This is a genomic window from Rhizobium sp. Root482 (assembly GCF_001426565.1).
In the GTDB taxonomy this organism is placed as follows: Bacteria; Pseudomonadota; Alphaproteobacteria; order Rhizobiales; family Rhizobiaceae; genus Pararhizobium.
Genome location: NZ_LMFA01000001.1, coordinates 572,067 through 596,912 on the forward strand (window position 1 = coordinate 572,067; position 24,846 = coordinate 596,912).

Here is a 24,846-nt window from a genome sequence, read left to right on the forward strand (position 1 = left end):
ACGCCTTGATGGCCGCCGAACGCTCCCTTCCCAATCTCTGGTTTGCCACGGCGCCGGCGGCGCCCGTTACCGCCGCGCTCTCGACCGACATCGTCGTCGATGTCGCTGTGATCGGCGGCGGCTTTACCGGCCTGTCAGCAGCCCTGCACCTTGCCGAAAAGGGCGTCAAGGTGGCGGTGGCCGAGGCGAAGACGATCGGCTTCGGCGGGTCCGGCCGCAATGTCGGCCTCGTCAATGCCGGCATGTGGACGAAGCCCAGGGACCTCATCGCGACGCTCGGCACGGATCGGGGCACCCGGCTTCTGCGGGAACTGGGCGATGGCCCGTCGCTGGTCTACCAGCTTGTCGAGAAACACGGCATGTCCTGCGAGGCGGTGCGCAACGGCACGCTGCATCTGGCCGTCGGGCCGGAAGGCTTGAAGGACATCGGCGACCGGGAAAGTCAATGGAAGGACTTCGGCGCGCCGGTCGAGGTCATGTCGGCCGACCGGACCCGGACGCTGACCGGGGCTGCAGGATTTGCCGGCGCCCTTCTCGACCGTCGGGCCGGAACGATCCAGCCGCTTGCCTATGCCCGCGGCCTTGCCCGCGCAGCCCTTGCCGCCGGTGCGCAGATTTACACGGATACCCCGCTAAGGTCGGCCGAGCGCAAGGGCGACCTGTGGAAACTGAGCGTCGGTGCAGGCACGATCACCGCGAAATCCGTCATCGTCGCGACGAATGCCTATGGCGACATGCTGAGCCAGACGCCCTGGACCGGCTATACGCAGGAACTGACCATCCTGCCCTATTTCCAGTTTGCCACCACGCCGCTTTCGGACAATCTAGCTGCGGCCATCCTGCCCGAGCGGCAGGGCTGCTGGGACACCGGCCTGGTGATGACCTCGTTCCGCATGGACCAGCAGAACCGCCTGATCTTTGGCAGTGTCGGACGCCTCGACGCGCTGGCTGAGGGGACGCACCGCGCCTTTGCCGAACGCTCGCTGCGCAAGCTTTTCCCGGCGCTTGGCGATATCCGCTTCGAATACTGGTGGGACGGTCGCATCGGCATGACCACGAACAACCTGCCGCAGATGCATGTGCTGGCCCCGAACGTGTTTTCGGTGAGCGGCTATAATGGTCGCGGCATCGCGCCGGGCACCGTCTTCGGCCGGGCGCTGGCCAATCATGTGACCGGCGAGGCCAATGCATTGCCGCTTGCCGAAAGCCCGGTGACGCCCGATCCGTGGCGGCGTTTCAAGTCGGCCTTCTACCATGCCGGCGCACAGGCCAAGCACTTCATCGACCGCAGGTTGTGACGCCGAAGGCCGCGCAAGGACGCGCGGCCGGTGTGCCGCTGATCCATCAGGCCGCGCGGCGCAGGGTCGCGAGGGCGCGGGCGGGAACAAGCCGGCGCACTTCGTCGGCAAAGGCGCGGGCATTGTCGCGGGCTTTGTCAAGATTACTGACGCGGGTGGCGTCCATCGTCTGCAGCGTGCCGCCGCAATCGAAAATATCGCGGAAGGCGGAGCGCTCGACGATCGGGGTTTCCAGAACATGGACCGAGCGCTGGGCCAGCAATTGCTTGACCACCTGCAGCGCCCGGGTCGTCACCAGCGAGTTGACGCGGGTCAGGGCGACCGAATGCGCGATGTGGATGCCGGCCTTCTCCCTGAGGTGACAGAGCAGTTCAAGTACCTGGGCGCCGCCCTTGGCATCCATGGCACATCCCTGGATGGGGATCATCACATGGTCGGAAAGCCCGATCGCCGACGCCATCAGCGTATTGCGGGCACCGGCGAGATCGATGATGAAATAATCGGTTTTCGCCCTGTTCTCGTTGATATGCCCCTGGATGGAGGCGAGCGATACCGAGGAGATCACGTCGATATTGGCGATCTTGCCGGAAATCTCGTGCCAATGGGAAATCCAGTGCTGCGGATCGGCATCGAGAATGGTGACGCGCGAACCCTGGCGCGCAAGCTCCGTCGCCAGGATCAATGCCGCGGTCGTCTTACCCGCCCCGCCCTTGGTATTCGCGAATGTAATGACTGGCATGTCTCACCCCGTCTGAAAGAATTCGAGCCCCGCATGGCTCCCGTAAAACGCTGGAAACCATCGCGCTCCGGTTAACCAAATCTTCCAGTTCATGGTTAACAAAGTCTGAATGCACCTCTCACGAGAATTAACTAGTTCGGCTTCGTATTGGCACCGACAGATGAAAACAGCCTGGAAAACCGAAGTTTTCCGGGCTGTCAATGTCGTTGGCCAGTTGGATAAAGGTTAAATGCAGTCCCTGAAGAGCTGCTTTGCCGCTTCGAGCGTCAGCTCGACCGGGTTGCCGCCCGCCGTCGGATCGACGATCGCCATGGCCGCCATTTCGTCGATGCGATCCGTGCCGACGCCGAGCGCCGACAGCTTGTCCGGCACGCCGAGTTCTTCGCGCAGCTTGAGCACATAGTCGTAGAAGCCGTCAAAGCCGCCGGAGATGCCGAGATAGGCCGCCGCCTTGCCGATCCTGTCCTCGATCGCCGACCGGTTGAACCGCAGGACCGGCGGCATCACCACCGCATTGGTCATGCCGTGGTGGGTATTGTAGATGGCGCCGACCGGATGCGATAGTGAATGAATGGCGCCAAGCCCCTTCTGGAAGGCGACGGCGCCCATGGCGGCGGCACTCATCATATGGGCGCGCGCCTCGATATCCGCGCCGTCGCGATAGGCGCGCGGCAGATAGTCCCTGACCAGCCGCATGCCTTCGAGGGCGATACCGGCTGACATCGGATGATAGAAGGGCGAGCAATAGGCTTCCAGGCAATGGGCAAAGGCATCCATGCCGGTGCCTGCGGTGAACACCTTCGGCATGCCGACTGTCAGCTCCGGATCACAGATGGTGACGGCAGGCAAGAACTTCGGATGGAAGATCACCTTCTTCGTATGCGTCTGCGAATTGGTGATCACCGAGGCGCGGCCGACTTCCGAGCCGGTACCGGCCGTCGTCGGCACGGCGATGATCGGCGCGATGCCCTCGACGCTGGCGCGCGTCCACCAGTCGCCTACATCCTCGAAATCCCAGACCGGCCGGCTCTGGCCTGCCATGAAGGCAACGCATTTGCCGAGATCGAGACCGGAGCCGCCGCCAAAGGCGATGACGCCGTCATGTCCGCCGGCCTTGAACGCCTTGACGCCGGCCTCAAGGTTGATGTCGGTCGGATTGCTGTCGACATCGGCGAACAGGGCTCGCCCCAGGTCGGCGGCCTCGAGAATGTCGAGCGCGTTCTGGGTGATCGGCATCGGCGCCAGCCCTCGGTCGGTGACCAGGAGCGGTTTCTTGATGCCGAGCGCCCGGCAATGGTCGGCAAGTTCCTTGATCCGGCCGGCGCCGAACTTGATGGCGGTCGGATAGCTCCAATTGGCTGTGATGGTCATCACTCAGACTTTCTTCAGATGATAGGATTTCGGGCGAGTCAGGTTCTGGAAGCCGATGACCGACAGCGAGCCGCCGCGGCCGGTTTCCTTGACGCCGGTCCAGCACAGGGCCGGATCGAGATAATCGGCGCGGTTCATGAAGACGGTGCCGGTTTCGAGATCGCGGCCGATGCGCGCGGCACGTTCGGCGTCCTTCGTCCAGAGGGAAGCCGTCAGCCCATAGGGGCTGTCGTTCATCAGGGACAGTGCCTCGGCATCGTTCTTCACCTTCATGATGCCGACAACCGGGCCGAAACTCTCCTCCGTCATCACTCGCATCGAATGATCGACATCGACGAGCACCTGGGGCGCAAGATAGGCGCCGCCGTCGTCTTCGGGGAAAAGCTTCGGATCGACCAGGGCCCTGGCACCCTTGGCAACGGCCTCGGCCGTCTGCGCGCGCACTTCCGCTGCAAAGCGCTTGTGCGCCATCGGCCCGAGCGTGGTTTCCTTCTCCAGCGGATTGCCGAGCTTGTAGGCAGAGGCAAAGGCGACGGCCTTTTCGACGAACCCGTCATAGAGATTCTCGTTCACATAGATTCGTTCGATGCCGCAGCAGCATTGCCCGGAATTGAACATGGCGCCGTCCATCAGCGTTTCCACGGCCGCATCGAGATCGGCGTCCTCCATGACATAGCCGGGATCCTTGCCGCCGAGTTCGAGACCAAGACCGGTAAAGGTGCCGGCTGCCGCCCGCTCGATCGACCGTCCGCCTTCCACCGAGCCGGTGAAGTTGACGAAATCGAAGCTCCTGGCGCCGATCAGCGCCGACGTCGTTTCATGGTCGAGGAAGATATTCTGGAAGACGTCTTCCGGAACACCGGCCTCCACGAAGGCCCGAACCATGCGCTCGCCAACGAGGATCGTCTGGCTGGCATGCTTGAGGATGACGGCATTGCCCGCCATCAGGGCCGGCGCGACCGTGTTGATCGCCGTCATGTAGGGATAGTTCCAGGGCGCGATGACGAAGACGACGCCATGCGCGACGCGCTCGATGCGGCGCTCGAAACTGGCGCTGTCTTCCACGATGATCGGAGCGAGCGCATCGGCGGCGATCGTCGCGACATAATTAGAGCGCTCGTTGAAACCGCGGAACTCGCCACCATAGCGAACCGGACGACCCATCTGCCAGGCCAGTTCTGGCACGACCTCATCGACCATCTCATTGAGCCGCGCGACGCCGGCAAGCACCAGCTTGACACGGTCCTCGACCGGACGTTTTGCCCAGTCCTTCTGGGCATGTCGGGCCCGCGCGACGACAGCCGAAGCGGTAGCCTTGTCGGCGGCTGGCCGCTCGGCATAAACCTCCCCGTTCACGGGTGAAATACATTGGATCATGGTCATTCTTTTTTCTCCGAAAGCCTAGCAGGCCAGGGTCTTGACGTGTCCGGCCGCGCCATAGGCGAGAATGGCGCGATCGCGGGTGATGATGGTAAGGTCGTGTTTTCGGGCGGTGGCGATGATGATGCGGTCCATTGGGTCTCGATGCAGTGGTTCTGGAAGATACGCAGCGTCAATTAAGACGGCGGGGGTGGCTTCATGAACCAGGATATCGCCGGCGACGACAAAATCCTCAAACCACGGTAGCGCATCTTTCGTTGCCGACAGCCGGCCGCGCGATATCAACATTCCTATTTCCCACGCGGACATTGCGGACACGCAGAGCATGCCGCCATTGTTCGACAATGCCTTAAATGCATCCATTGCTGCCTGCGACATTTGTTTTCTATTGGCCATCCAGATGATCGCGCAGGTATCGAGCAGAAGTCCCTCATTCATTATAAAGCTTATCGCTCCACTCGACATCGATCGGCGCCGTCAAATCCAAATCGTCCGGTATTGTCATAGTCCCCGTCATGCAGCCGAAGGCGGGATGCACGAACAATGAACCACTGTCTTCGTTTGCCGTATCGCGTCTCACCGTTTTGACCAAAGAATCCTGTTCTTTCGATTTTGCGGTGTCATGAACATAGCCTTGCTGTTTGCTCTCCTCAAAACCTGTCAACTCACCACGCCGCCGGGCCGCGACTTCCACCAGGCCGACACCGAGATAAGCGGCGATCAAGTCTTGCTCCTCGGCACTCATTCCTCGCCCTCCCTTCAGCATTCGGGACACAGCGCTCCTATCAAGTCCGAGAAACCGAGCAAGATCACTCTGTGAAACGCCTTTCTCAGTGAGTTTATGATTGAACCATACCGTGTCGATCATGCGCGCTCTTCAAATTCCACAACAAAACTGCGTTACAATCGCAAGAAAGTGCGAGAAAAGCAACAATTTTTGCTATCGTTGCGATTATCTCACGCTCTTTCAAATCCCCTCGCTACCTCCCAATCCGTCACGCGGCGATCATATTCCTCCTGCTCCCACTCGGCGCAGCGGGTATAATGCTCGATGACATCTTCACCGAAGGCATCCAGCAGCATTTTCGAGGAATTCATCGCCGCGGTTGCATCACGCAAGGTTCCCGGGATTTCGCGGATATTGTTGCCGCCATAGGCATCCCCCACAAAGGGAGCTTCAAGCTCCATCTTGCCTTCGATGCCGGCAATGCCCGCGGCGATCAGCGCCGCCATGGCGAGATAGGGATTGATGTCGGAGCCGCCGACGCGGCATTCGATGCGGATCGCCTTCGAGCCCTCGCCGCAGAGACGATAGCCGGCGGTGCGGTTGTCCTTGCTCCACACCGCCTTGGTGGGTGCGAATGTGCCGGCCATGAAGCGTTTGTAGGAGTTGATATAGGGCGCCAAGAAATAGGTGATTTCGCTGGCATGGCTCAAAAGCCCCGCCACATAATGGCGCATCATCTGCGACATTCCGAACTCGGCATCCTTGTCGAAGAAGTGCGGCGTCTTGCCGTCGGCGCTCCACAGCGACTGGTGGATATGCGACGAAGAGCCGGCCGCGTCGTAATTCCATTTGGCCAGGAAGGTGATGGCCTTGCCCTTGCTCCAGGCGATTTCCTTGCAGCCGTTCTTGATGATCACATGCCGGTCGGCCATGGTCAGCGCGTCGGCATAGCGGACATTGATTTCCTCCTGGCCGGCCGAAGCCTCGCCCTTGGAATTTTCCACCGGAATGCCGGCCCCGTGCAGACCATTGCGGATCGCCCGCATCACATCCTCCTCCTTGGTTGTCTGGAAGATATGGTAGTCCTCGTTGTAGCCGCTGACCGGCTTGAGGTCGTGATAGCCGCTCCTGCGGGCATCATCATAGGTCTGGTCGAAGAGGAAGAATTCCAGTTCGGTCGCCATGAAGGCCATCAGCCCCATGGCCTCCAGCCGGGCGATCTGCTTCTTCAGGATGGCGCGCGGCGAATGCGGCACGTCCTTATGGGTATGGTGGTCGAGCATGTCACAAAGCACCAGTGCGGTGCCTTCGAGCCAGGGAATGCGGCGAAGCGTCGAGAGATCGGGCTTCATGGTATAATCGCCATAGCCCGCTTCCCAACTGGTGGACTTGTAGCCAGAGACGGTTTCCATCTCCATGTCGGTCGCCAGCAGATAATTGCAGCTGTGGGTTTCCTCCCAAGCGCTGTCGACGAAGAACTGCGCATGAAAACGCTTGCCCAGCAGGCGCCCCTGCATATCCACCTGGCAGGCCAGAACCGTATCGATGCGGCCTTCGGCAACATCTTTTTTCAAGTCTTCGAATGTATAAGTCGTGCTCATGACGCTACCTTGGTGGTTCAGACCCTTCTCGGGTTTCTCGTTTGGAGGTGGCCCGGGATTGCTCCCGGGCCTTCATTGTGCGGGCTTGCCCCGTCAGCCATTCGTGTAGGGCGGTCCGGCTTTCTCGAGGACGGCATTGTAGTCTTCGAAGATCTTGACGACCTTTGCCGCGGTCTCGCTCTGCCCGGCGATCTCCTTCCAGAACACTTTCGCGGCATCCTCGACAGGCTTCCAGTCGGCAGCCGGTATGCTGGTCAGCTTGAGCTTGTCTCCGCCGGCACGCAGCTTCGCCTCGCCGCCCCAGTACCACTGGTTGCGGTAGTTGTTGCCGGCTTCGATTGCGGTCAGGACAAGCCCCTTGAGGTGCTCCGGCAGTTCCGCCCATTTCTGCTCGTTGACGAAGAAGGAGCCGATCCAGGCACCCGAAATATTGTTCGTCAGGAAATGGTCGGTCACATCGGCCCAGCCCACCGTGTAGTCCTCGGTGATGCCCGACCAGGCCATGCCGTCGAGTTCGCCGGTCTGGACGGCCACCTGCGCATCCTCGTAGGGAATGGTGACCGGCACGACGCCGAACTGGCTGAGGAAGCGACCGGCGGTCGGGAAGGTGTAGAGCCGCAGTCCTTCGAGGTCCTTGAGCGAGGTGATCGGCTTCTTGGTATTGAAGTGGCAGGGATCCTGGCCCGAAGACGAGAGCCAGACGACGCCGCCGACCTTCTCATAGGCCGACTTCCAGATGTCGGCGAGACCGTATTGCTTGAAGAGCACGGGCACGTCGAGAATCTGCTTGGTGGCAAGCGGGAAATAGCCGCCAAACGTGGCGACCTCCGCCGGCGAGGCCATGGAATCGTCGTCCGAATGGACGGCATCGATGGTGCCGGCCTGAAGCGCGCGGAAGAGTTCGCCGGTCGGCACGATCTGGTCCGCGTAATAGAGCTCGATTTCAAGCTCACCCTTGGCCGCAGCATTGATCGCATCCACGATCGGTTTGGTCACGTGCTCGCCGAGTGCCGCACCGGCATAGGTCTGAAAACGCCATTTGATGGCCGTCTGTGCCTTCACGATCGCCGGCGTGGAGAGCGTTGCGGCGCCGGCCGCGCCCAATGTCACCGCCCCAGCCCGTGTGAGAAATTGCCGTCTGTTGGTCATGTTTCTATCCCTCTGGTTATAGGTCTCGTTTTTACCGGAAACGGCCGTTCATCCCGGTCGATCGATCGTGTTTTTCTTCTGTCGGCCTCATTACTCCGTTGCATCCCGGCGGTTTCCCGCCGGGATGTCGTTCATTGTCACTTCGCGTAAAAATTCTCCGGCAGCCATGTCGCGATCTCCGGGAAGCAGCCGATGATGATCAGGCTGGCAAGCATGATCCCGACGAACGGCCAGATCGACTTGTAGATGTCGGACATCGTGATGCCGGGCGGCGCCATGGCGCGCATCATGAACAGGTTGTAGCCGAAGGGCGGCGTGATATAGGCGATCTGGCAGGTGATCGTGTAGAGAATGCCATACCAGACCAGATCGAAGCCCAGCTTCTGCACCAATGGAATGTAGAGCGGCGCGACGATGACGAGCATTGCCGTGTCGTCGAGGAACATCCCCATGATCAGGAAGGAGAGCTGCATCAGCACCAGCACCTGCCAGGGCTCCAGGCCGAGATCGCCGAGGAAGAAGCGCTCGATCGATTTCACCGCGCCGAGACCATCGAAAACGGCGCCGAAGCAGAGCGAGGCGATCAGAATCCACATGAACATGCAGGTGATGCCGAGCGTTTTCTGAAGCACGTCATTCCAGAGCCGTGCCGTCAGACGACCGCGGGCCCAGGCGACAAGCGCCGAGGAAATCGCGCCGACGGCCGAACTTTCCACTAGGCTGGCGGTGCCGCTCAGGAACAGTCCCATCATTAGCGTGAAGATGCCGAGCGGCAGGATGCCCGCCGTCAGGAGTCTCAGTTTCTCGCCCAGGGGCACTGTTCGCTCTTCCGGCGGCAGTGCGGGGCCAAGCGACGGATTGATCCGGCAGCGGACATAGACATAGATCGCCATCAGCGCGGCCATCAACAGGCCCGGGAAGACGCCGGCAAGCCAGAGCTGCCCGACCGGTACGCGGGCAATCATGCCGTAGAGTACGAGAACGATACTCGGCGGAATGAGGATGCCGAGCGTCGAACCGCCCTGCACCACGCCGGTCGTCATCACCTTGTCGTAGCCGCGGCGCAGCAGTTCCGGCAGCGCGATGGTTGCGCCGATGGCCATGCCGGCGACGGACAGGCCGTTCATGGCCGAGATAAGCACCATGAGGCCGATCGTGCCAAGCGCAAGACCGCCATTGATCGGGCCCATCCAGACGTGGAAAGCCTTGTAGAGGTCTTCGGCGATGCCGGATTCCGACAGCATGTAACCCATGAAAATGAACATGGGCACCGTCAGCATTGGATACCATTTGACGAGCTTCATTGCGGAGGCAAAGCCCATCTCGGACCCGCCCGTGCCCCATAGCAGATAGGCCGCCACAACGCCGACAAAACCGATGACGGCAAAGACGCGCTGCCCCGTGAGCAGCAGCACCATCATGGCGGCGAACATCGTGATGGCGATGAATTCATAACTCATGCGATAGGCCTTCCCCGCAATTCAGCGATATCCTTGAAGAGCGACGAACTGGCCTGCGCCAGCATCATCACGACGCCGAAGGTCATGACGATCTTGATCGGCGCCATGTAGGGTGCCCAGGCGGAGAAACTCTTTTCTTTGTAGGCGATGGCGTAGGCCGTGCTGCTAATGCCGCCATACAGCATGAAGCCGAGGAACACGATCAGCGCGATCGCCGTGACGAGGTCGAAAGCCGCCCGTCTGCGCAGCGACCATGACCCGTAGAACAGGTCCATGCGCACATGGTCGCTCGTCTGCATGGCAAAGGCTCCGCCCAGCATATAGTAGGCGGCCATGGTGAACTGCGCCGATTCCAGCGTCCAGTTCGCCGGCAGGTGGAACGCCTTCGAGACGGAAGAATAAAGCAGGATCGCGAACATCGCGAAAATCAGATACATCGCGAAAAGGCCGACACGCCGATTGAACCCGTCGACGGCCCTCACATAGGATTTTATGAAATCAGGCATCTACCCGGACCTCCCGTACCGGGCATATTCAGTTCGTGGAAAAACCTCCTGGCAGATAAGCCGGTCCATCTGTTTTCTCCTCCCCGTTCGAGAATTGAACCCTGTCTTTCGCGGACATGCCGCTCCCCTTTTCGAGTCTTATTTTTGCGCCTTGGCGAGATCCGCAATGCTTTTCAGCAGCAAATCCGCCAGGTAGTCGGCCATGACCCTTTGGCCGACCTCGTCCTTTACGAGATCGTTGCGGATCTCGATCATCACGTTGAACTGCCCGGTTCTGATGCCGTGCTCGATCAGTGTATGCGTCACCCCGTCGGTCGGGCCGTAAGGCTCGTTGCGGCGAATGTCGTAGCGCCCGTCCGCGACGCCATGCGCCAGCATCCGGTCGGCCAGTCTCTTGTCCGTGTCATGCAGGATACCGACTTCCACGGGGCGGGCAACGCCGTGATAGACCGGCGTGAAGCTGTGAACCGTCACAAGCACGCAGGGCCGGCCGGCTTTCCGGCGCCCGGCTACAAAAGCCGCAAGCGCATCCCGGAACGGAAAATACAAAGCTTCGGCCCGCGCCTGCCGCTCCTCCGGCGAAATGTCGGCATTGCCAGGAATGGAAAATATTTCACTGACCGCCGGCATCGCGGCCTCGGCTTCCGGCGGACGATTGCAGTCATAGACAAGCCGCGAAAATCGCTGGTGGATCAGGGCCGCATCGAGCCGTTCGGACAGCAGCCGCGCCACGGCCAGCGCTCCCGGATCCCAGGCGATATGGCTTTCAAGGATGTCCGGGGAAAGCCCCATCGTTCCGAAGCGCGACGGCAGCCGGCGCGACGCATGCTCGCACACCAGAAGGACAGGCCCCTGCCCATCCTCATTCTCCCAGGCGACCGGATCGCCATCAGCCAGCGTCAGAATTTGCAGCACCCGGCGTCCCCAAAACTTGCCAGATTGTTAATTCTGAAGAGAATTCTTCACCATCACGCGTCTGTCAACCGGAATCTGAAACGATCTCTTCAAAAAATCAATTGACTCGAATTGTGACAGCGATGTTTACTCTGTCACAAAGCCGGCAGAGACCGGCCAGGGGACCGGATTTGACAAGCTCTACAGGCGCCATGACGGTGTCGGATGTGATCAACGCCCATTTTACCGTGCTCACCCGCGCGGAAAGGCAATTGGCGGAGACACTTCTCGACAATTACCCGGTTTCCGGGCTCGGCAGCATCACCACTGTCGCCGAGAACGCCGGCGTTTCGACGCCGACAGTTGCCCGCATGGTCCAGAAGCTCGGTTTTCGCGGCTTCCCCGATTTCCAGTCACACCTACGCCAGGAACTGGAAGCGACGATTTCCAATCCCATCAACAAGCATGATCGCTGGGCTGCCAACGCGCCGGGCACGCATATTCTCAACCGCTTCGCCGACGCCACGATCAACAATCTGCGCGCAACCCTGGCACAGCTGGAAACGGCGGAATTCGACGGAGCGGCGGCGATGATCGCCGATCCCAGGCGCAACATCTATCTGGTCGGTGGTCGTATCACCCGCGCGCTAGCCGATTATTTCTTCACCCATCTGCAGGTCGTCCGCTCCGGCGTTACCCAAGTCGCCGCCAATTCCAGTTCCTGGCCACACTACGTGCTGGACATGAAAAAGGGCGACGTCCTGATCATCTTCGACATCCGCCGCTATGAGCAGGAAATGGAAACCTTGGCGCGTACCGCCCGCGGGCGGGGCGTCGAGATCATCCTTTTCACCGACCAGTGGAGTTCACCCGTCGCCAAATCGGCGCGCCGCGTCTTTCGCATCCAGATCGAGGCGCCCTCCGCCTGGGATAGTTCGGTCGTCACCCTGTTTGCTGTCGAGGCACTGATCGAAGCCGTGCAAAGCACCATCTGGACCGAAACACACGACCGCATGAAAATGCTCGAAGGGCTGTTCGATTCAACAAAGCTTTTTCGAAAGCCGGCTTAGGAGGAGCACGGCAGGAGATATTGCATCGGTAGTTGCCAACAGCATTCCAAGGCATGGAGGTTCAGGGACGCAATGTTTGTCCCACATCGTATCGGAATGAAATTTTTGAAATGAAATTAATATGTTCCGGATGCGGCCCATAGGCCGCGAAGGAAACATCGATCGTCACATTAGCTTCATCGGACCCCAGTATCAGCTTCGACCGAAACTGACTGAAACACCCAAAGGAGAAGACAATGACTTTACATTTGCGCCGCCTGCTCTCGCTCTCGACCGCCATGGTGATGGCTTCGAGCGCCGTTGCCTTTGCCGAGCCCAGCGCCGAACTCGTGGCCGCGGCCAAGGCCGAAGGCAAGCTGACCACCATCGCCCTGCCGCATAGCTGGTGCGGCTATGGCGACGTCATCGCCGGCTTCAAGGCGAAATATCCCGAGATCCAGGTCAACGAACTGAACCCGGACGCCGGTTCGGGCGACGAGATCGAGGCCATCAAGGCCAACAAGGGCAATACCGGCGACCAGGCGCCCGACGTCATCGACGTCGGCCTGTCCTTCGGCCCGTCCTCCAAGGCCGAAGGCCTGATTCAGCCCTACAAGGTCGAAACCTGGGATTCGATCCCGGACAGTGCCAAGGATGCCGATGGCCACTGGTACGGCGATTATTACGGCGTTCTCTCCTTCATCGTGAACACCGACATCATCAAGGAAGTGCCGAAGGACTGGAAAGACCTGACCAAGGCCGACTATGCCAACGCCGTCGCGCTCGCCGGCGACCCGCGCACCTCCAACCAGGCCGTGCAGGCCGCCTATGCCGCCGGCCTTGCCGCCGGTGAAACGGATGCGACCAAGGCCGGCGAAGCAGGCCTTGCGTTGTTTTCCGAGATCAACAAGGCCGGTAACTTCGTTCCGGTCATCGGCAAGTCCGCTTCGCTTGCCCAGGGCTCGACCCCGATCGTCGTCGCCTGGGACTATAACGGCCTTTCCTGGCGCGACACGCTGGCCGGCAACCCGCCGCTCGAAGTCGTCGTTCCGGAAACGGGCGTCGTCGCCGGCGTCTATGTGCAGGCGATCTCCGCTTTCGCTCCGCATCCGAACGCCGCCAAGCTCTGGATGGAATATCTCTATTCGGACGAAGGCCAGCTCGGTTACCTGAAGGGCTATTGCCACCCGATCCGCTTCAACGATCTCGTGAAGAACGGCAAGGTTCCGCAGGAAATGCTCGACAAGCTGCCGCCGGCAGCGGCCTATGAAAAGGCTGTCTTCCCGACGCTCGAGGAGCAGGAAGCCGGCAAGGCCGTGATCACTACAAAATGGGACAGCGTCGTCGGCGCCAACGTCCAGTAAGCCGGCCAAGCCCGGACGATCCCCGCCGAACGGTGGGGATCAGCTTCCGGCCTCGGTGCAACAGGTTTGCACCGAGGCCTTGTCCGCATCCATTCGTTCAATGCCTCCAGTCGGGATAGCCGCCTTTCATGAACACCGCAAACCTCATAGACCGCCGCAAGATCGTCGATTGGCTCGGCATCGCGCCGTTCATGATCTTTGCCTTCATGTTCCTGATCCTGCCGACGCTCTATCTCGTCACGGGCGCCTTCTTCAATCCGGCCGGCGAGTTCACCTTCAAGAACATCGCCGATCTCGCCCATCCCACGATCCTCAGCGCCTACTGGATCAGCATCAAGGTTTCCGTCGCCTCTTCGCTGGGTGGCGCGGTGATCGGCTTCATGCTCGCCTGGGCGGTGGTGCTGGGCGGACTGCCGTCCTGGATCCGGTCGGGGCTTTTGACCTTCTCGGGTGTCGCCTCGAACTTCGCCGGCGTGCCGCTTGCCTTCGCCTTCATCGCCACGCTCGGGCGCACCGGCCTGGTGACGCTGCTGCTGCGAGAATGGTTCGGCTTCAATCTCTACGGCACCGGCTTCAACCTCCTGTCCTTCCTCGGACTGACCATCACCTACATGTTCTTCCAGATTCCGCTGATGGTGCTGATCCTGACGCCGGCGCTCGACGGGCTGAAGAAGGAATGGCGCGAGGCTTCCGAGATCCTCGGCGCTTCCACCTGGCAATACTGGCGGATGATCGGCCTGCCGATCCTGTGGCCGAGCCTGATGGGCACGACGCTGCTGTTGTTCGCCAATGCCTTCGGCGCCATCGCCACGGCCTATGCGCTGACCGGTTCCTCGCTCAATATCGTGCCCATTCTTCTCTATGCGCAGATCCGCGGCGACGTCCTGCACAATCCCAATCTCGGCTATGCGCTGGCACTCGGCATGATCGTCATCACCGGCCTGTCAAACGTGCTCTATATCTGGCTGCGCTCGCGCGCCGAACGGTGGCAGAAATGAAGACGAACCGCCTTCTCGCCTGGGTCGCTATCGCCATCGGCGTCGTTTATTTCATCGTGCCGCTGATCGGCACCTTCGAATTTTCGCTGCGCATGCGGCGCGGCGAATATTCCTTCGATGCCTACCAGTCGGTGTTCTCCGACATGCAGTTCCGGGCGACTTTCGGTTATTCCATGCTGATGGCGTTTTTCACCATCATCTTCGGCATCCTGCTGGTCGTACCCACCGCCTACTGGGTCCGCCTGCGCCTGCCGCAGATCCGGCCGGTCGTCGAGTTTATCACGCTTTTGCCGCTGGTCATTCCGGCGATCGTCATCGTCTTCGGCTATCTGCGGCTCTACAATTCCTCATCCTTCATACCGCTGACCAATTCGACCAGCGGCACCAATGCCCTCCTGATGCTCTCCTACATCACCCTCTCCCTCCCCTATATGTATCGCGCGATCGATACAGCCATGCGGTCGATCGACGTGGCGACCTTGACGGAGGCGGCAGAAAGCCTGGGCGCCAGATGGCCGACCATCATGTTCCGCTGCATCTTCCCGAATGTCATGAGCGGCGTTCTCTCGGGCGCCTTCATCACCTTCGCTATCGTCATGGGTGAGTTCACCATGGCAGCGCTGCTTAACCGTCCGGCCTTCGGCCCCTACCTGCAACTGGTCGGCGCCAACAAGGCCTATGAACCATCCGCGCTTGCAATCATCGCCTTTGCCATCACCTGGTTGAGCATGGGTCTGCTTCAGCTCGTCTCCCGCCTCCAGAAAACCGCGCCGCGCAAGGCCTGAGGATTTTACTGCCATGACGTTCCTGACACTGAGCAAAATCCAGAAATCCTTCGGCGCGGTCCAGGTCGTCCGCGACTTCGACATGACGATCGAGAAAGGCGAATTCGTCTCCTTCCTCGGACCGTCGGGTTGCGGCAAGACGACGGTACTGCGCATGATCGCGGGCTTCGAGAGCCCCAGCGGCGGCGAGATCAGCATCGACGGCAGGAGCCAGGCGAACCTCAAGCCGAACCAGCGCAATATCGGCATGGTCTTCCAGGCCTATGCGCTGTTCCCGAATATGAACGTGGCGGAAAATGTCGCCTTCGGCCTGAAGGTCGCCGGCAAGCCGAAGGCCGAGATCGATGCCCGCGTCAACGAGATGCTCGGTCTGATCAAGCTCGACCATCTCGCCGATCGCTACCCCTACCAGATGTCCGGCGGCCAGCAGCAGCGCGTGGCGCTGGCCCGCGCGCTCGCGCCCAAGCCGCAGGTGCTGCTCCTCGATGAGCCCCTATCGGCGCTGGATGCAAAGATCCGCGTGTCGCTGCGCGAGGAAATCCGGATGATCCAGCAGCAGCTCGGCATCACCACTGTCTTCGTGACCCACGACCAGGAAGAGGCGCTGTCGATCTCCGACCGCATCGTGGTGATGAACGGCGGCCGCGCCGACCAGATCGGATCGCCCTTCGAAATCTATAACAGGCCGGCGACGCGCTTCGTCGCTTCCTTCGTCGGCACGCTGAACCTCATCGAAGCGAAGGTGATCGATCCGGCCGCCAACCGGATCGCGATCGGCGATCAGGCCATCACGCTTCGCGAACCGCTCGGCGCCGTCAAGGCCGGCGACACGGTATCGCTCGCCCTCCGCCCGGAAGCGGGCTCGATCGCCGAAGGCGCCAAGGGCGACACGGCGCTGACCGGAAAAGTCGTCTCCAGCAATTTTCTCGGCTCCGTCATCCGCACCCGCATGAAAGTCGGCGACGCGGTCATTTCCTTCGACATGTTCAATGCGCCGGGCCTCAGCCCGCCCGCCGTCGGTGAAACGGTGACGCTGCGCTTTACCGCCAGCGACCTTTTGATCATCCGCGAATAGGATATGCGCCTGGCGCAGGCGGCGATACGTCAAACGCCATTTGGGCCTGATGCTTGCCGTCGGGATTTCTCCTGATCGCAGGGTGAATCACTTTTTCCGGGACGCTTCGCAAGCGATTGATCGGATTCACCAATCCGCCCCGCTGATTCATCACATGAAAGAGTTGAATCAGTTCATCAACTTGAGCCGCCGGCGCGTCTCGCTCGGGCTTTCACGGTACTGGGCGCGGTAGCTGCGGGAAAAGGCGGAGGAGGAATTGAAACCGGTGGCGGCGGCGATATCGGCGAAGCCTGCCCGCGTTTCGATGACCTTCCGACGCGCCGCATTGAGCCGGAGCGCAAGGTAATGCGCATGCGGCGTCACGCCCATGGATTCCTGGAACAGACCCTGCAGGTGCCGGGCGCTGACACCGGCGCGGCGGGCAAGACGGGCAAGCGTCAGCGGCGCATCGACGGTCTCCTCCATCAATTTGACGGCCGCGCCGACGCGGTTGTCGAGGATGCGCATATTTCCGATCGCCGGCACCTGCAGCAGGTCGCCGCCCATGCGCTCCTGCTCGTAGATGAAAAGCCGCGACACTTCGAGCGCCAGCGAATAGCTGTGCTGCCGACGGATCAGTTCCAGCATCAGGTCGAGCGTCGGCAGCGAGCCGCCGGTGGTGATCCGCTTGCCGTCGATGACGAAGCGCTCGCGCACCATGGTGATCTGCGGATAGGCAGTGGCGAAATCTTCGAAATCCTCCCAATGGTTCGTTGCCCGATGATTGTCGAGAAGGCTGGCCTCTGCAAGAAGCCAGGCGCCCGCCTCTATGCCCGCCATGAGCTCGCGGTGTCGCGCGGTGCGGGAGAGGCTCATCCTCAACTGCGCGGTGGCATGAGCCTGCCAGTTATAGCTCGAAAGAACGAAGAGCGGCGCCGTTTCCTTCTGTGGCCGAAAGGCGCCGGCAACGGGTATGGGAATGCCGCTCTTCGTCTCGATGGCGCGGCCGTCGGGGCTGAAGATGGTCCAGTCGTAGAGCGTCCGCCCGGCGATCCGGTTTGCCGCCCGCAGGGGCTCGATGACCGAGGCGACCAGGATCAGATTGGTCTCCGGCAATATCAGCAGATCAAGATGGTGCGTTTCCGGCGGTTGATCCCGCATGTCTCCTCCTGCTGCAAACAATTCCGATAATGTATAGAATAGAACCGAAAAGGAAAAGCAGTGCCTTCGTTCTTGATCCGTAATGGCGAGAAGGAATGAGGGAGGATCTGATGCCGTTAAGTATGAACCGCGATGTTTTCATCACCTGCGCCGTGACGGGTTCCGGCGATACGGTCTCCAAGTCGTCGCATGTACCGATCACCCCCAGGCAGATCGCCGATTCGGCCATCGAGGCGGCGCGCGCGGGAGCTGCCGTCGTCCACTGCCATGTGCGCGATCCGGAAACCGGAGCCCCTGCACGCCGCCTCGATCTCTACCGGGAAGTCACCGACCGCATCCGCTCGGCCGACATTGACGTGGTGCTGAACCTGACCGCCGGCATGGGCGGCGACCTGATCTTCGGCGATGTCGAGAACCCCCTGCCGCTCAATGCGAAGGGCACCGACATGGCCGGCGCCACCGAGCGCGTCGCCCATGTGGCCGAATGCCTGCCGGAAATCTGCACGCTCGATTGCGGCACCATGAACTTTTCGCTCGGCGACTACGTCATGACCAACACGCCCTCGATGCTGCGCGAGATGGCCCGCCAGATGACGGCGCTCGGCGTGCGCCCGGAAATCGAGGCCTTCGATACCGGCCATCTCTGGTTTGCCAAGCAACTGGTCGATGAAGGCCTGATCGAGGATCCGGTGCTGATCCAGCTCTGCATGGGCATTCCCTGGGGCGCGCCGGACGATCTCAACACCTTCATGGCCATGGTCAACAATGTGCCTGCCAACTGGACATTCTCGGCCTTCTCGATCGGCCGCAACGCCATGGCCTATCCGGCAGCCGCAATCCTTGCCGGCGGCAATGTCCGCGTCGGCCTGGAGGACAATCTCTATGTCGGCAAGGGCAAGCTCGCCACCAATGCCCAGCTTGTCGAAAAAGCGGTGACCGTCATCGAGGGCATGGGCGCCCGCGTGATCGGCCCCGCTGAAGTGCGCGAGAAGCTGAAGCTGGTGAAGCGGTAAGACTGCGGTGAGGTGAACACCCCCTCATCCGGCCCTTCGGGCCACCTTCTCCCCGCTGGGGAGAAGAGATGTGGCTGGGCAACCCGGTTCGCCTCAAGCAACAGCGTGATGGAAGACAGAACGGCGGATATTCTCCCCTTCTCCCCAGCGGGGAGAAGGTGCCCGAAGGGTGGATGAGGGGGAGCCGCGACACAAAATTCGAGGGGAATGTATACATCATGACCAAGATCACCAAGGCAGCCTGTATCGGTGGCGGCGTTATCGGCGGGGCCTGGGCGGCCCGCTTTATCCTGGCCGGCATCGATGTCGCCATGTTCGACCCGCATCCCGAGGCCAAACGCATCGTCGGCGAGGTCATGGCCAATGCCGAAAAGGCCTATGCCATGCTGACCATGGCGCCGCTGCCGAAAAAGGGCACGCTGACCTTCTGCGACAGCGTTCAGCAAGCCGTGCAAGGCGCTGAATGGATTCAGGAAAGCGTGCCCGAGCGGCTGGAACTGAAGCGCGGAGTGATAACCGAGATCGATGCGGCGGCGTCTCCCGATGCGCTGATAGGCTCCTCGACCTCCGGCCTGATGCCCTCCGACCTGCAGGCGGAGATGAAGCATCCCGAGCGCATGTTCGTGGCGCACCCTTACAACCCCGTCTATCTCCTGCCGCTGGTGGAACTCGTCGGCGGCAAAAAGACCTCCAAGGACACGATCGCCCGCGCCAATCTGGCCGTCGAGCAGATCGGCATGAAGGGCGTCGTCATCGCCAAGGAGATCGAGGCCTTCGTCGGCGACCGCCTGCTGGAGGCGCTCTGGCGCGAAGCGCTCTGGCTGATCAAGGACGATATCTGCGACACCGAGACGCTCGACAATGTCATGCGCTATTCCTTCGGCATGCGCTGGGCGCAGATGGGCCTGTTCGAAACCTACCGCATTGCCGGCGGCGAAGCCGGCATGCGCCATTTCCTCGCCCAGTTCGGCCCCTGCCTGAAATGGCCCTGGACGAAATTCACCGATGTCGTCGATTTGACTGACGACCTGGTGGAAAAGATCGGGAAGCAATCCGACGACCAGGCCGCCGGTCGCTCGATCCGCGAACTGGAGCGCATCAGAGACGAAAACCTCGTCGGCATCATGCATGCGCTGAAAAGCGGCGATGGCGGCAAGGGCTGGGGCGCGGGCAAGCTGCTGGCCGATTTCGAACAGCGCCTCTGGGCCAATGCCGAAAAGCCGCAGGCCGATCTCGGTCAAGCCCAGCCAATCCGCATCCTCGATACCAGGGTCAACGCAGCCTGGGTCGATTACAACGGCCACATGACCGAGCACCGCTATCTGCAGGTCTTCGGCGATACCTCCGACGGCCTGCTGCGCCTGATCGGCGTCGACCTCGACTATGTGAAGAACGGCCACAGCTACTACACGGTCGAAACCCATATCCGCAATCTGGACGAGGCCAAGCTCGGCGACAGCCTCTATTCCACCTGCCAGATCCTGTCACACGACGACAAGCGACTGCATATCTTCTCGACGATCTACAACGCAGCGACCAATAAGCCGGTGGCGACCGCCGAACAGATGCTGCTGCATGTCGATGCCAAGGCCGGCAAGGCGGTTACCGCGCTGCCGGAGGTGATCGAAAGGGTGAAGGCGATCGCACAGGCGCATGCCGGGCTGGCGAAGCCCGACGGGGTTGGACGGAGCGTGGGGCAGAAGCGCTGATCCGGGAGATGGTTGCCCCTCATCCGCCCTGTCGGGCACATTCTCCCCGCAAGCGGGGAGAAGGACGAGGTGGCATCCTCCGTCGTCCCTTTCTCCTCGTCTGTAGGAAGGTTGGGCGGCAACCTCTGTCGTCCCCTCTCCCCGCCTGCGGGGAGAGGGCTAGGGTGAGGGGCCGTTCGAAAGTCTAGTCCTCATAAAAAAACGAGGGAACACATCATGGATTTCGCACTGACCGAAGAACAGCAGATGATCGTCGATACCGTTCGCGGCTTCGTCGAGACGGAAATCTATCCGCATGAAAACGAGGTCGAGCGCACCGGCGTCGTGCCGAAGGAACTCGGCCAGGAGATCGCCCGCAAATGCCGGGATCTCGGCTTTTTCGCCTGCAACATGCCCGAAGAGGTCGGCGGCGCCGGGCTCGACCACCAGACCTTTACCCTGGTCGAAAGGGAACTCGGCCGCGGCTCCATGGGCCTTACCGTGTTCTTCGGCCGCCCCTCCGGCATCCTGATGGCCTGCAATGCGGAACAGCGCGAAAAATACCTGATCCCGGCGGTCAAGGGCGAGAAATTCGATGCACTGGCGATGACCGAGCCGGATGCCGGCTCCGACGTGCGCGGCATGAAGTGCTTTGCAAAACCCGATGGCGACGACTGGATCGTCAATGGCACCAAGCATTTCATCAGCCATGCGAATATCGCCGATTTCGTCATCGTCTTCATCGCCACCGGCGAGGAGCAGACGCCGCGCGGGCCGAAGAAGAAGATCACCTGCTTCCTCGTCGATCGCGGCACGCCCGGCTTCGAAATCCGCGACGGTTATGCCTCCGTGTCCCATCGTGGCTACAAGAACTGCATCCTCTCCTTCGACGATTGCCGCCTGCCCTCCTCGGCCATCCTCGGTGAAGTCCACAAGGGTTTCGATATCGCCAATGACTGGCTCTACGCCACCCGCATCACGGTTGCCGCAACCTGCGTCGGCCGGGCGCGGCGGGTGTTCGACTATGCGCTCCCCTATGCGGCCGAGCGAAAACAGTTCGGCAAGCCGATCGGCACCAATCAGGGCGTCTCCTTCAAGCTCGCCGACATGATCACCGAGATCGACGCCGCCGATTACCTGACGCTGGCTGCCGCCTGGCGGCTGGACCAAAAACTTCCGGCCAACCGCGAGATTGCCTCGGCCAAGCTCTACGCCTCCGAAATGCTTGCCCGCGTCACCGACCAGGCGATCCAGATTTTTGGCGGCATGGGGCTGATGGACGACCTGCCGCTTGCCCGCTTCTGGCGCGATGCCCGCGTCGAGCGCATCTGGGACGGCACTTCCGAAATCCAGCGCCACATCATCAGCCGCGATCTTTTGCGGCCGCTGGGGGCGTGAGGATGGTGACATATGAAGAGCAAATGCCACTTGCCTTCCCTTCTCCCCGGCGGGGAGAAGTGCCGAGCGCATGCGAGGCGATGAGGGGGTCTATCCACGAAGCCCGAACCGGCGGCGCGCGCCCCTCATCCGGCCCTCCGGGCCACCTTCTCCCCGGTGGGGAGAAGGAATGTACAGCACCTGGAGCGTCTTCATGACCCGCGCCCTCACCCGGCTGATCCGTCCAAACTCGATCGCCGTCTTCGGCGGCAAGGAAGCGCGGCGGGTCATCGAGCAATGCGACAAGATGGGGTATTCCGGCGAAATCTGGCCTGTTCATCCCCGCGAGGACGAGATCCTCGGCCGCAGATGCTACCGTTCGGTGGCCGAACTGCCTGCCGCACCGGATGCGTCCTTCGTCGGCGTCAATCGCCAGCTCACCGTCGAGATCATCCGCGCGCTTGCCGCCCGTGGCGCCGGCGGCGCCATCTGCTACGCCTCCGGCTTTCGCGAGGCGGCGAGCGAACTGGCAGACGGCAACGACCTGCAGGATGCCCTGGTTATCGCCGCCGGCGACATGCCGATCGTCGGCCCCAATTGCTACGGCTTCATCAATGCGCTGGACGGCGCCCTGCTCTGGCCGGACCAGCACGGCATGCAGCGCGTCGAAAGGGGCGTCGCCGTCCTCACCCAATCCTCCAATATCGCCTGCAACATCTCCATGCAGCGGCGCGGCCTGCCGCTCGCCTATATCATGACGGCCGGCAACCAGGCGCAGACCGGCCTTTCGCAACTCGCCATCGCAGCACTCGAAGACCCGCGGGTCACCGCGGTCGGCCTGCATATCGAAGGCTTCGACAGCATGGAGGATCTGCAGCGGCTTGCCACCCGGGCCCGCGAACTGAAAAAGCCTGTAGTGACGCTGAAGGTCGGTAAATCCGAGCAGGCGCGGCAGGCAACCGTCTCGCACACGGCTTCGCTCGCCGGCAATGATGCGGTTTCCAGCGCCGTGCTGGAGCATCTCGGCATCGGCCGCGTCGATACCCTGCCGGAACTGCTGGAAACGCTAAAACTCCTGCATCTGCATCCGCCGCTCAAAAGCCTCGATATTTCCTCGATGAGCTGTTCGGGCGGAGAAGCTTCGCTGATGGCCGATGCCGGCGTGAAGCGGAAAACCATCTTCCGCGCACTGAAGGACGAGCAGCGCCAGCCCCTGCGCGAGAGCCTGGGCGAGATGGTAACCATCGCCAATCCGCTCGATTACCACACCTTCGTCTGGGGCAATCTCGACAAGCAGACGACGGCTTTTACCGCGATGATGAAGGGCGATTATGCGCTCAATCTCATCGTTCTCGACTTCCCCCGCCAGGATCGCTGCGACGCGGCCGACTGGGACACCACCTGCGAGGCGGTCATCACCTCGGCGCAGACAACGGGCGCCGTCGCCGGCATCGTCGCCAGCCTTGGCGAGAACATGCCCGAGGAAACGGCGCTTTCCCTGATGGCCGCCGGCGTCGTCGCCTTCTCCGGAATCGACGAAGCATTGGCCGCGGCCGAAATCTCGGCAGGTATCGGCGCTGCCTGGGCAAGGCCGGCCCCGGCCCCGCTCCTTCCCGTGACCCTGACCGACGGAGACATCGTCACCATCAGCGAAAGCGAGGCCAAGGCCGAACTGGCGCGGTTCGGCCTGGTCGTACCCACGGGCCGGTCGGTCCAGACCGCGGAAGAAGCAGCCAATGCCGCCGAGGCGCTCGGATTTCCCGTCGTGCTGAAGGGCCTGGGCGTCGCTCACAAGACCGAGGCGGGCGCCGTCCGGCTCGATCTTGCCGACCGCCAGGCGGTGCTCGGTGCGGCACTCGCCATGAAACACGTCGCCACCGGTTATCTGGTCGAGAAGATGATCCCCAAGCCCGTTGCCGAAATCATCGTCGGGGCTTTGCGCGATCCGGTCGCCGGCCTGGTGCTGACCGTGGGCGCGGGCGGCATATTGGTGGAGCTGCTCGAGGATTCGGCGATCCTGACCCTGCCGACGACACCGGAAGCGATCGGGCAGGCCCTATCCGGCCTGAAGATCAAAAAGCTGCTCGACGGTTATCGGGGTGGCCCGAAGGGTGACCTGGAAGCCCTGACGACTGCGATCTCCGCAATCGCTGCCTATGTCATCGAAAACGCCGCGACACTCGAGGAACTCGATATCAATCCCATCATGGTCTTGCCGCAAGGGTTGGGAACCGTTGCCGTCGATGCCCTGATCCGCAGAAGGAAATGACGCCATGACCGGACCGATCGCCACCCGCCGCGAAGGCGGCATTCTCGAAGTCACCATCGATCGGCCGAAAGCCAATGCGATCGATTTGGTAACGAGCCGGATCATGGGCGAGATTTTTCGCGATTTCCGCGACGACGAAAGCCTGCGCGTGGCGATCATCACCGGCCAGGGCGAAAAATTCTTCTGCCCCGGATGGGATTTGAAGGCAGCTGCCGCCGGCGATGCGGTCGATGGAGACTATGGCGTCGGCGGCTTTGGCGGCATGCAGGAACTGCGCGATCTCAACAAGCCGATCATCGCCGCCGTCAACGGCATCTGCTGCGGCGGCGGGCTGGAGATCGCACTTTCAACCGATCTGATCCTCGCCGCCGAGCACGCAAGTTTCGCCCTGCCGGAAATCCGCTCGGGAACGGTCGCCGACGCCGCCTCGATCAAGCTGCCCAAGCGTATTCCCTACCACATCGCCATGGACATGCTGCTGACCGGCCGCTGGCTGGATGCGGCGGAGGCGCATCGCTGGGGTTTCGTCAATGAAATTCTACCGGCAACAAAGCTGATGGACCGCGCCTGGGAGCTTGCCCGCCTGCTCGAAAGCGGACCGCCGCTCGTCTATGCCGCCATCAAGGAAGTGGTGCGCGCCGCCGAGGGCAGTGATTTCCAGACGACGATGAACAGGATCACCCGGCGGCAGTTCAAGTCCGTCGATATCCTTTATTCCAGCGAGGACCAGCTGGAGGGCGCGAGAGCCTTCTCCGAAAAGCGCGATCCGGTCTGGAAGGGAAAATGACCCAACCGCAGCGGGCTCCCGAACCATGCGGGACAGCCCGTTTGTAACGGTCGAAAATGGAGGATTAGCGGGACCGAACCCAAAAGCGACATTTGAATCCGCAAAAATTGCTAGCCTGACTGCCTTGCCACGTGCATGCTAGCGGACAACCGCTCGACAGCAGTCGACAAAATCAA

At 61.5% G+C, this 24,846-nt stretch carries 22 protein-coding genes; 11 read left to right on the forward strand and 11 right to left on the reverse strand.

From position 1 onward, the window contains the following. Window positions 1-8: 8 nt before the first annotated feature. A complete protein-coding gene (locus ASD31_RS02500) occupies window positions 9-1,298 on the forward strand; it encodes an NAD(P)/FAD-dependent oxidoreductase (protein ID WP_056329343.1) in 1,290 nt (429 codons plus the stop codon). Between the two features lie 46 nt (window positions 1,299-1,344). Here ASD31_RS02500 and ASD31_RS02505 read toward each other — a convergent pair whose 3' ends face one another. From ASD31_RS02505 to ASD31_RS02550, 10 genes are all read right to left on the reverse strand, one after another. Beyond that, complete coding sequence (locus ASD31_RS02505; RefSeq protein ID WP_056328801.1) at window positions 1,345-2,037, reverse strand: ParA family protein; 693 nt, start codon at window positions 2,035-2,037, stop codon at window positions 1,345-1,347. Between the two features lie 225 nt (window positions 2,038-2,262). Further along, window positions 2,263-3,408 carry an iron-containing alcohol dehydrogenase gene (locus ASD31_RS02510; protein WP_056329346.1) on the reverse strand — a complete coding sequence of 382 codons (1,146 nt, stop codon included), beginning with the start codon at window positions 3,406-3,408 and terminating at the stop codon, window positions 2,263-2,265. A gap of 3 nt (window positions 3,409-3,411) precedes the next feature. Continuing rightward, window positions 3,412-4,791: an aldehyde dehydrogenase family protein gene (locus ASD31_RS02515; protein ID WP_056328803.1), complete on the reverse strand. Its 1,380-nt coding sequence runs from the start codon at window positions 4,789-4,791 to the stop codon at window positions 3,412-3,414. Between the two features lie 18 nt (window positions 4,792-4,809). Further along, on the reverse strand, window positions 4,810-5,226 hold the full coding sequence (locus ASD31_RS02520; protein WP_056328806.1) for a type II toxin-antitoxin system VapC family toxin: 417 nt from the start codon (window positions 5,224-5,226) through the stop codon (window positions 4,810-4,812). Then, window positions 5,219-5,656: a helix-turn-helix domain-containing protein gene (locus ASD31_RS02525; protein ID WP_056328809.1), complete on the reverse strand. Its 438-nt coding sequence runs from the start codon at window positions 5,654-5,656 to the stop codon at window positions 5,219-5,221. The genes ASD31_RS02520 and ASD31_RS02525 overlap by 8 nt, the downstream gene beginning before the upstream one ends. 89 nt (window positions 5,657-5,745) lie before the next feature. Continuing rightward, window positions 5,746-7,116, reverse strand: coding sequence for a glutamine synthetase family protein (locus tag ASD31_RS02530; protein ID WP_056328813.1), 1,371 nt, complete (start codon window positions 7,114-7,116; stop codon window positions 5,746-5,748). A gap of 93 nt (window positions 7,117-7,209) precedes the next feature. Then, window positions 7,210-8,265: a TRAP transporter substrate-binding protein gene (locus ASD31_RS02535; RefSeq protein WP_056328816.1), complete on the reverse strand. Its 1,056-nt coding sequence runs from the start codon at window positions 8,263-8,265 to the stop codon at window positions 7,210-7,212. A 137-nt stretch (window positions 8,266-8,402) separates the two neighbouring features. Further along, complete coding sequence (locus tag ASD31_RS02540) at window positions 8,403-9,725, reverse strand: TRAP transporter large permease (RefSeq protein WP_056328820.1); 1,323 nt, start codon at window positions 9,723-9,725, stop codon at window positions 8,403-8,405. Continuing rightward, the gene (locus ASD31_RS02545; RefSeq protein ID WP_056328823.1) at window positions 9,722-10,231 is read right to left on the reverse strand and encodes a TRAP transporter small permease subunit; all 510 of its coding nucleotides are present in this window, start codon (window positions 10,229-10,231) and stop codon (window positions 9,722-9,724) included. The genes ASD31_RS02540 and ASD31_RS02545 overlap by 4 nt, the downstream gene beginning before the upstream one ends. Before the next feature lie 138 nt (window positions 10,232-10,369). Further along, complete coding sequence (locus ASD31_RS02550) at window positions 10,370-11,146, reverse strand: N-formylglutamate amidohydrolase (protein WP_056328826.1); 777 nt, start codon at window positions 11,144-11,146, stop codon at window positions 10,370-10,372. Between the two features lie 191 nt (window positions 11,147-11,337). Between ASD31_RS02550 and ASD31_RS02555 the strand changes: the two genes are divergently transcribed. The 5 genes from ASD31_RS02555 to ASD31_RS02575 all read left to right on the forward strand — a co-directional run bounded on the left by ASD31_RS02555 (window position 11,338) and on the right by ASD31_RS02575 (window position 16,396). Continuing rightward, window positions 11,338-12,195, forward strand: a complete 858-nt coding sequence (locus tag ASD31_RS02555) for a MurR/RpiR family transcriptional regulator (RefSeq protein WP_056328829.1) — start codon at window positions 11,338-11,340, stop codon at window positions 12,193-12,195. 236 nt (window positions 12,196-12,431) lie between these two features. Next, a complete protein-coding gene (locus tag ASD31_RS02560) occupies window positions 12,432-13,538 on the forward strand; it encodes an ABC transporter substrate-binding protein (RefSeq protein ID WP_056328832.1) in 1,107 nt (368 codons plus the stop codon). Between the two features lie 128 nt (window positions 13,539-13,666). Continuing rightward, a complete protein-coding gene (locus tag ASD31_RS02565; RefSeq protein WP_056328835.1) occupies window positions 13,667-14,536 on the forward strand; it encodes an ABC transporter permease in 870 nt (289 codons plus the stop codon). Then, window positions 14,533-15,321, forward strand: coding sequence for an ABC transporter permease (locus ASD31_RS02570; RefSeq protein ID WP_056328838.1), 789 nt, complete (start codon window positions 14,533-14,535; stop codon window positions 15,319-15,321). Before ASD31_RS02565 ends, ASD31_RS02570 begins: the two co-directional genes overlap by 4 nt. A 13-nt stretch (window positions 15,322-15,334) precedes the next feature. Further along, on the forward strand, window positions 15,335-16,396 hold the full coding sequence (locus ASD31_RS02575) for an ABC transporter ATP-binding protein (RefSeq protein WP_056328839.1): 1,062 nt from the start codon (window positions 15,335-15,337) through the stop codon (window positions 16,394-16,396). 168 nt (window positions 16,397-16,564) lie between these two features. Here ASD31_RS02575 and ASD31_RS02580 read toward each other — a convergent pair whose 3' ends face one another. Then, window positions 16,565-17,536, reverse strand: a complete 972-nt coding sequence (locus ASD31_RS02580) for a GlxA family transcriptional regulator (protein ID WP_056328842.1) — start codon at window positions 17,534-17,536, stop codon at window positions 16,565-16,567. 110 nt (window positions 17,537-17,646) lie between these two features. On the opposite strand from ASD31_RS02580, the gene ASD31_RS02585 reads away from it, so the two are divergent. The 5 genes from ASD31_RS02585 (at window position 17,647) to ASD31_RS02605 (ending at window position 24,670) form a co-directional block, all read left to right on the forward strand. Beyond that, window positions 17,647-18,549 (forward strand): 3-keto-5-aminohexanoate cleavage protein, encoded by a 903-nt coding sequence (locus ASD31_RS02585; RefSeq protein WP_056329349.1) that lies wholly within the window; start codon window positions 17,647-17,649, stop codon window positions 18,547-18,549. A 218-nt stretch (window positions 18,550-18,767) separates the two neighbouring features. Continuing rightward, window positions 18,768-20,258: a carnitine 3-dehydrogenase gene (locus tag ASD31_RS02590; RefSeq protein ID WP_056328845.1), complete on the forward strand. Its 1,491-nt coding sequence runs from the start codon at window positions 18,768-18,770 to the stop codon at window positions 20,256-20,258. Between the two features lie 216 nt (window positions 20,259-20,474). Beyond that, window positions 20,475-21,635: an acyl-CoA dehydrogenase family protein gene (locus tag ASD31_RS02595; protein ID WP_056328848.1), complete on the forward strand. Its 1,161-nt coding sequence runs from the start codon at window positions 20,475-20,477 to the stop codon at window positions 21,633-21,635. A gap of 169 nt (window positions 21,636-21,804) precedes the next feature. Further along, window positions 21,805-23,883 (forward strand): acetate--CoA ligase family protein, encoded by a 2,079-nt coding sequence (locus ASD31_RS02600; protein WP_413813776.1) that lies wholly within the window; start codon window positions 21,805-21,807, stop codon window positions 23,881-23,883. 4 nt (window positions 23,884-23,887) lie between these two features. After that, on the forward strand, window positions 23,888-24,670 hold the full coding sequence (locus ASD31_RS02605; RefSeq protein WP_056328851.1) for a carnitinyl-CoA dehydratase: 783 nt from the start codon (window positions 23,888-23,890) through the stop codon (window positions 24,668-24,670). The last annotated feature ends 176 nt before the right edge of the window (window positions 24,671-24,846 follow it).

What these genes read in the sequence shown, in the direction of transcription:
- ASD31_RS02515 (WP_056328803.1), bottom strand. Translation starts at nt 4,791, where the DNA reads ATGACCATGATCCAATGTATTTCACCCGTGAACGGGGAGGTTTATGCC.
- ASD31_RS02555 (WP_056328829.1), top strand. Translation starts at nt 11,338, where the DNA reads ATGACGGTGTCGGATGTGATCAACGCCCATTTTACCGTGCTCACCCGC.
- ASD31_RS02590 (WP_056328845.1), top strand. Translation starts at nt 18,768, where the DNA reads ATGACCAAGATCACCAAGGCAGCCTGTATCGGTGGCGGCGTTATCGGC.
- ASD31_RS02565 (WP_056328835.1), top strand. Translation starts at nt 13,667, where the DNA reads ATGAACACCGCAAACCTCATAGACCGCCGCAAGATCGTCGATTGGCTC.
- ASD31_RS02605 (WP_056328851.1), top strand. Translation starts at nt 23,888, where the DNA reads ATGACCGGACCGATCGCCACCCGCCGCGAAGGCGGCATTCTCGAAGTC.
- ASD31_RS02525 (WP_056328809.1), bottom strand. Translation starts at nt 5,656, where the DNA reads ATGATCGACACGGTATGGTTCAATCATAAACTCACTGAGAAAGGCGTT.
- ASD31_RS02520 (WP_056328806.1), bottom strand. Translation starts at nt 5,226, where the DNA reads ATGAATGAGGGACTTCTGCTCGATACCTGCGCGATCATCTGGATGGCC.
- ASD31_RS02575 (WP_056328839.1), top strand. Translation starts at nt 15,335, where the DNA reads ATGACGTTCCTGACACTGAGCAAAATCCAGAAATCCTTCGGCGCGGTC.
- ASD31_RS02600 (WP_413813776.1), top strand. Translation starts at nt 21,805, where the DNA reads ATGTACAGCACCTGGAGCGTCTTCATGACCCGCGCCCTCACCCGGCTG.
- ASD31_RS02570 (WP_056328838.1), top strand. Translation starts at nt 14,533, where the DNA reads ATGAAGACGAACCGCCTTCTCGCCTGGGTCGCTATCGCCATCGGCGTC.
- ASD31_RS02545 (WP_056328823.1), bottom strand. Translation starts at nt 10,231, where the DNA reads ATGCCTGATTTCATAAAATCCTATGTGAGGGCCGTCGACGGGTTCAAT.
- ASD31_RS02535 (WP_056328816.1), bottom strand. Translation starts at nt 8,265, where the DNA reads ATGACCAACAGACGGCAATTTCTCACACGGGCTGGGGCGGTGACATTG.
- ASD31_RS02530 (WP_056328813.1), bottom strand. Translation starts at nt 7,116, where the DNA reads ATGAGCACGACTTATACATTCGAAGACTTGAAAAAAGATGTTGCCGAA.
- ASD31_RS02540 (WP_056328820.1), bottom strand. Translation starts at nt 9,725, where the DNA reads ATGAGTTATGAATTCATCGCCATCACGATGTTCGCCGCCATGATGGTG.
- ASD31_RS02585 (WP_056329349.1), top strand. Translation starts at nt 17,647, where the DNA reads ATGCCGTTAAGTATGAACCGCGATGTTTTCATCACCTGCGCCGTGACG.
- ASD31_RS02505 (WP_056328801.1), bottom strand. Translation starts at nt 2,037, where the DNA reads ATGCCAGTCATTACATTCGCGAATACCAAGGGCGGGGCGGGTAAGACG.
- ASD31_RS02510 (WP_056329346.1), bottom strand. Translation starts at nt 3,408, where the DNA reads ATGACCATCACAGCCAATTGGAGCTATCCGACCGCCATCAAGTTCGGC.
- ASD31_RS02560 (WP_056328832.1), top strand. Translation starts at nt 12,432, where the DNA reads ATGACTTTACATTTGCGCCGCCTGCTCTCGCTCTCGACCGCCATGGTG.
- ASD31_RS02580 (WP_056328842.1), bottom strand. Translation starts at nt 17,536, where the DNA reads ATGCGGGATCAACCGCCGGAAACGCACCATCTTGATCTGCTGATATTG.
- ASD31_RS02595 (WP_056328848.1), top strand. Translation starts at nt 20,475, where the DNA reads ATGGATTTCGCACTGACCGAAGAACAGCAGATGATCGTCGATACCGTT.
- ASD31_RS02500 (WP_056329343.1), top strand. Translation starts at nt 9, where the DNA reads ATGGCCGCCGAACGCTCCCTTCCCAATCTCTGGTTTGCCACGGCGCCG.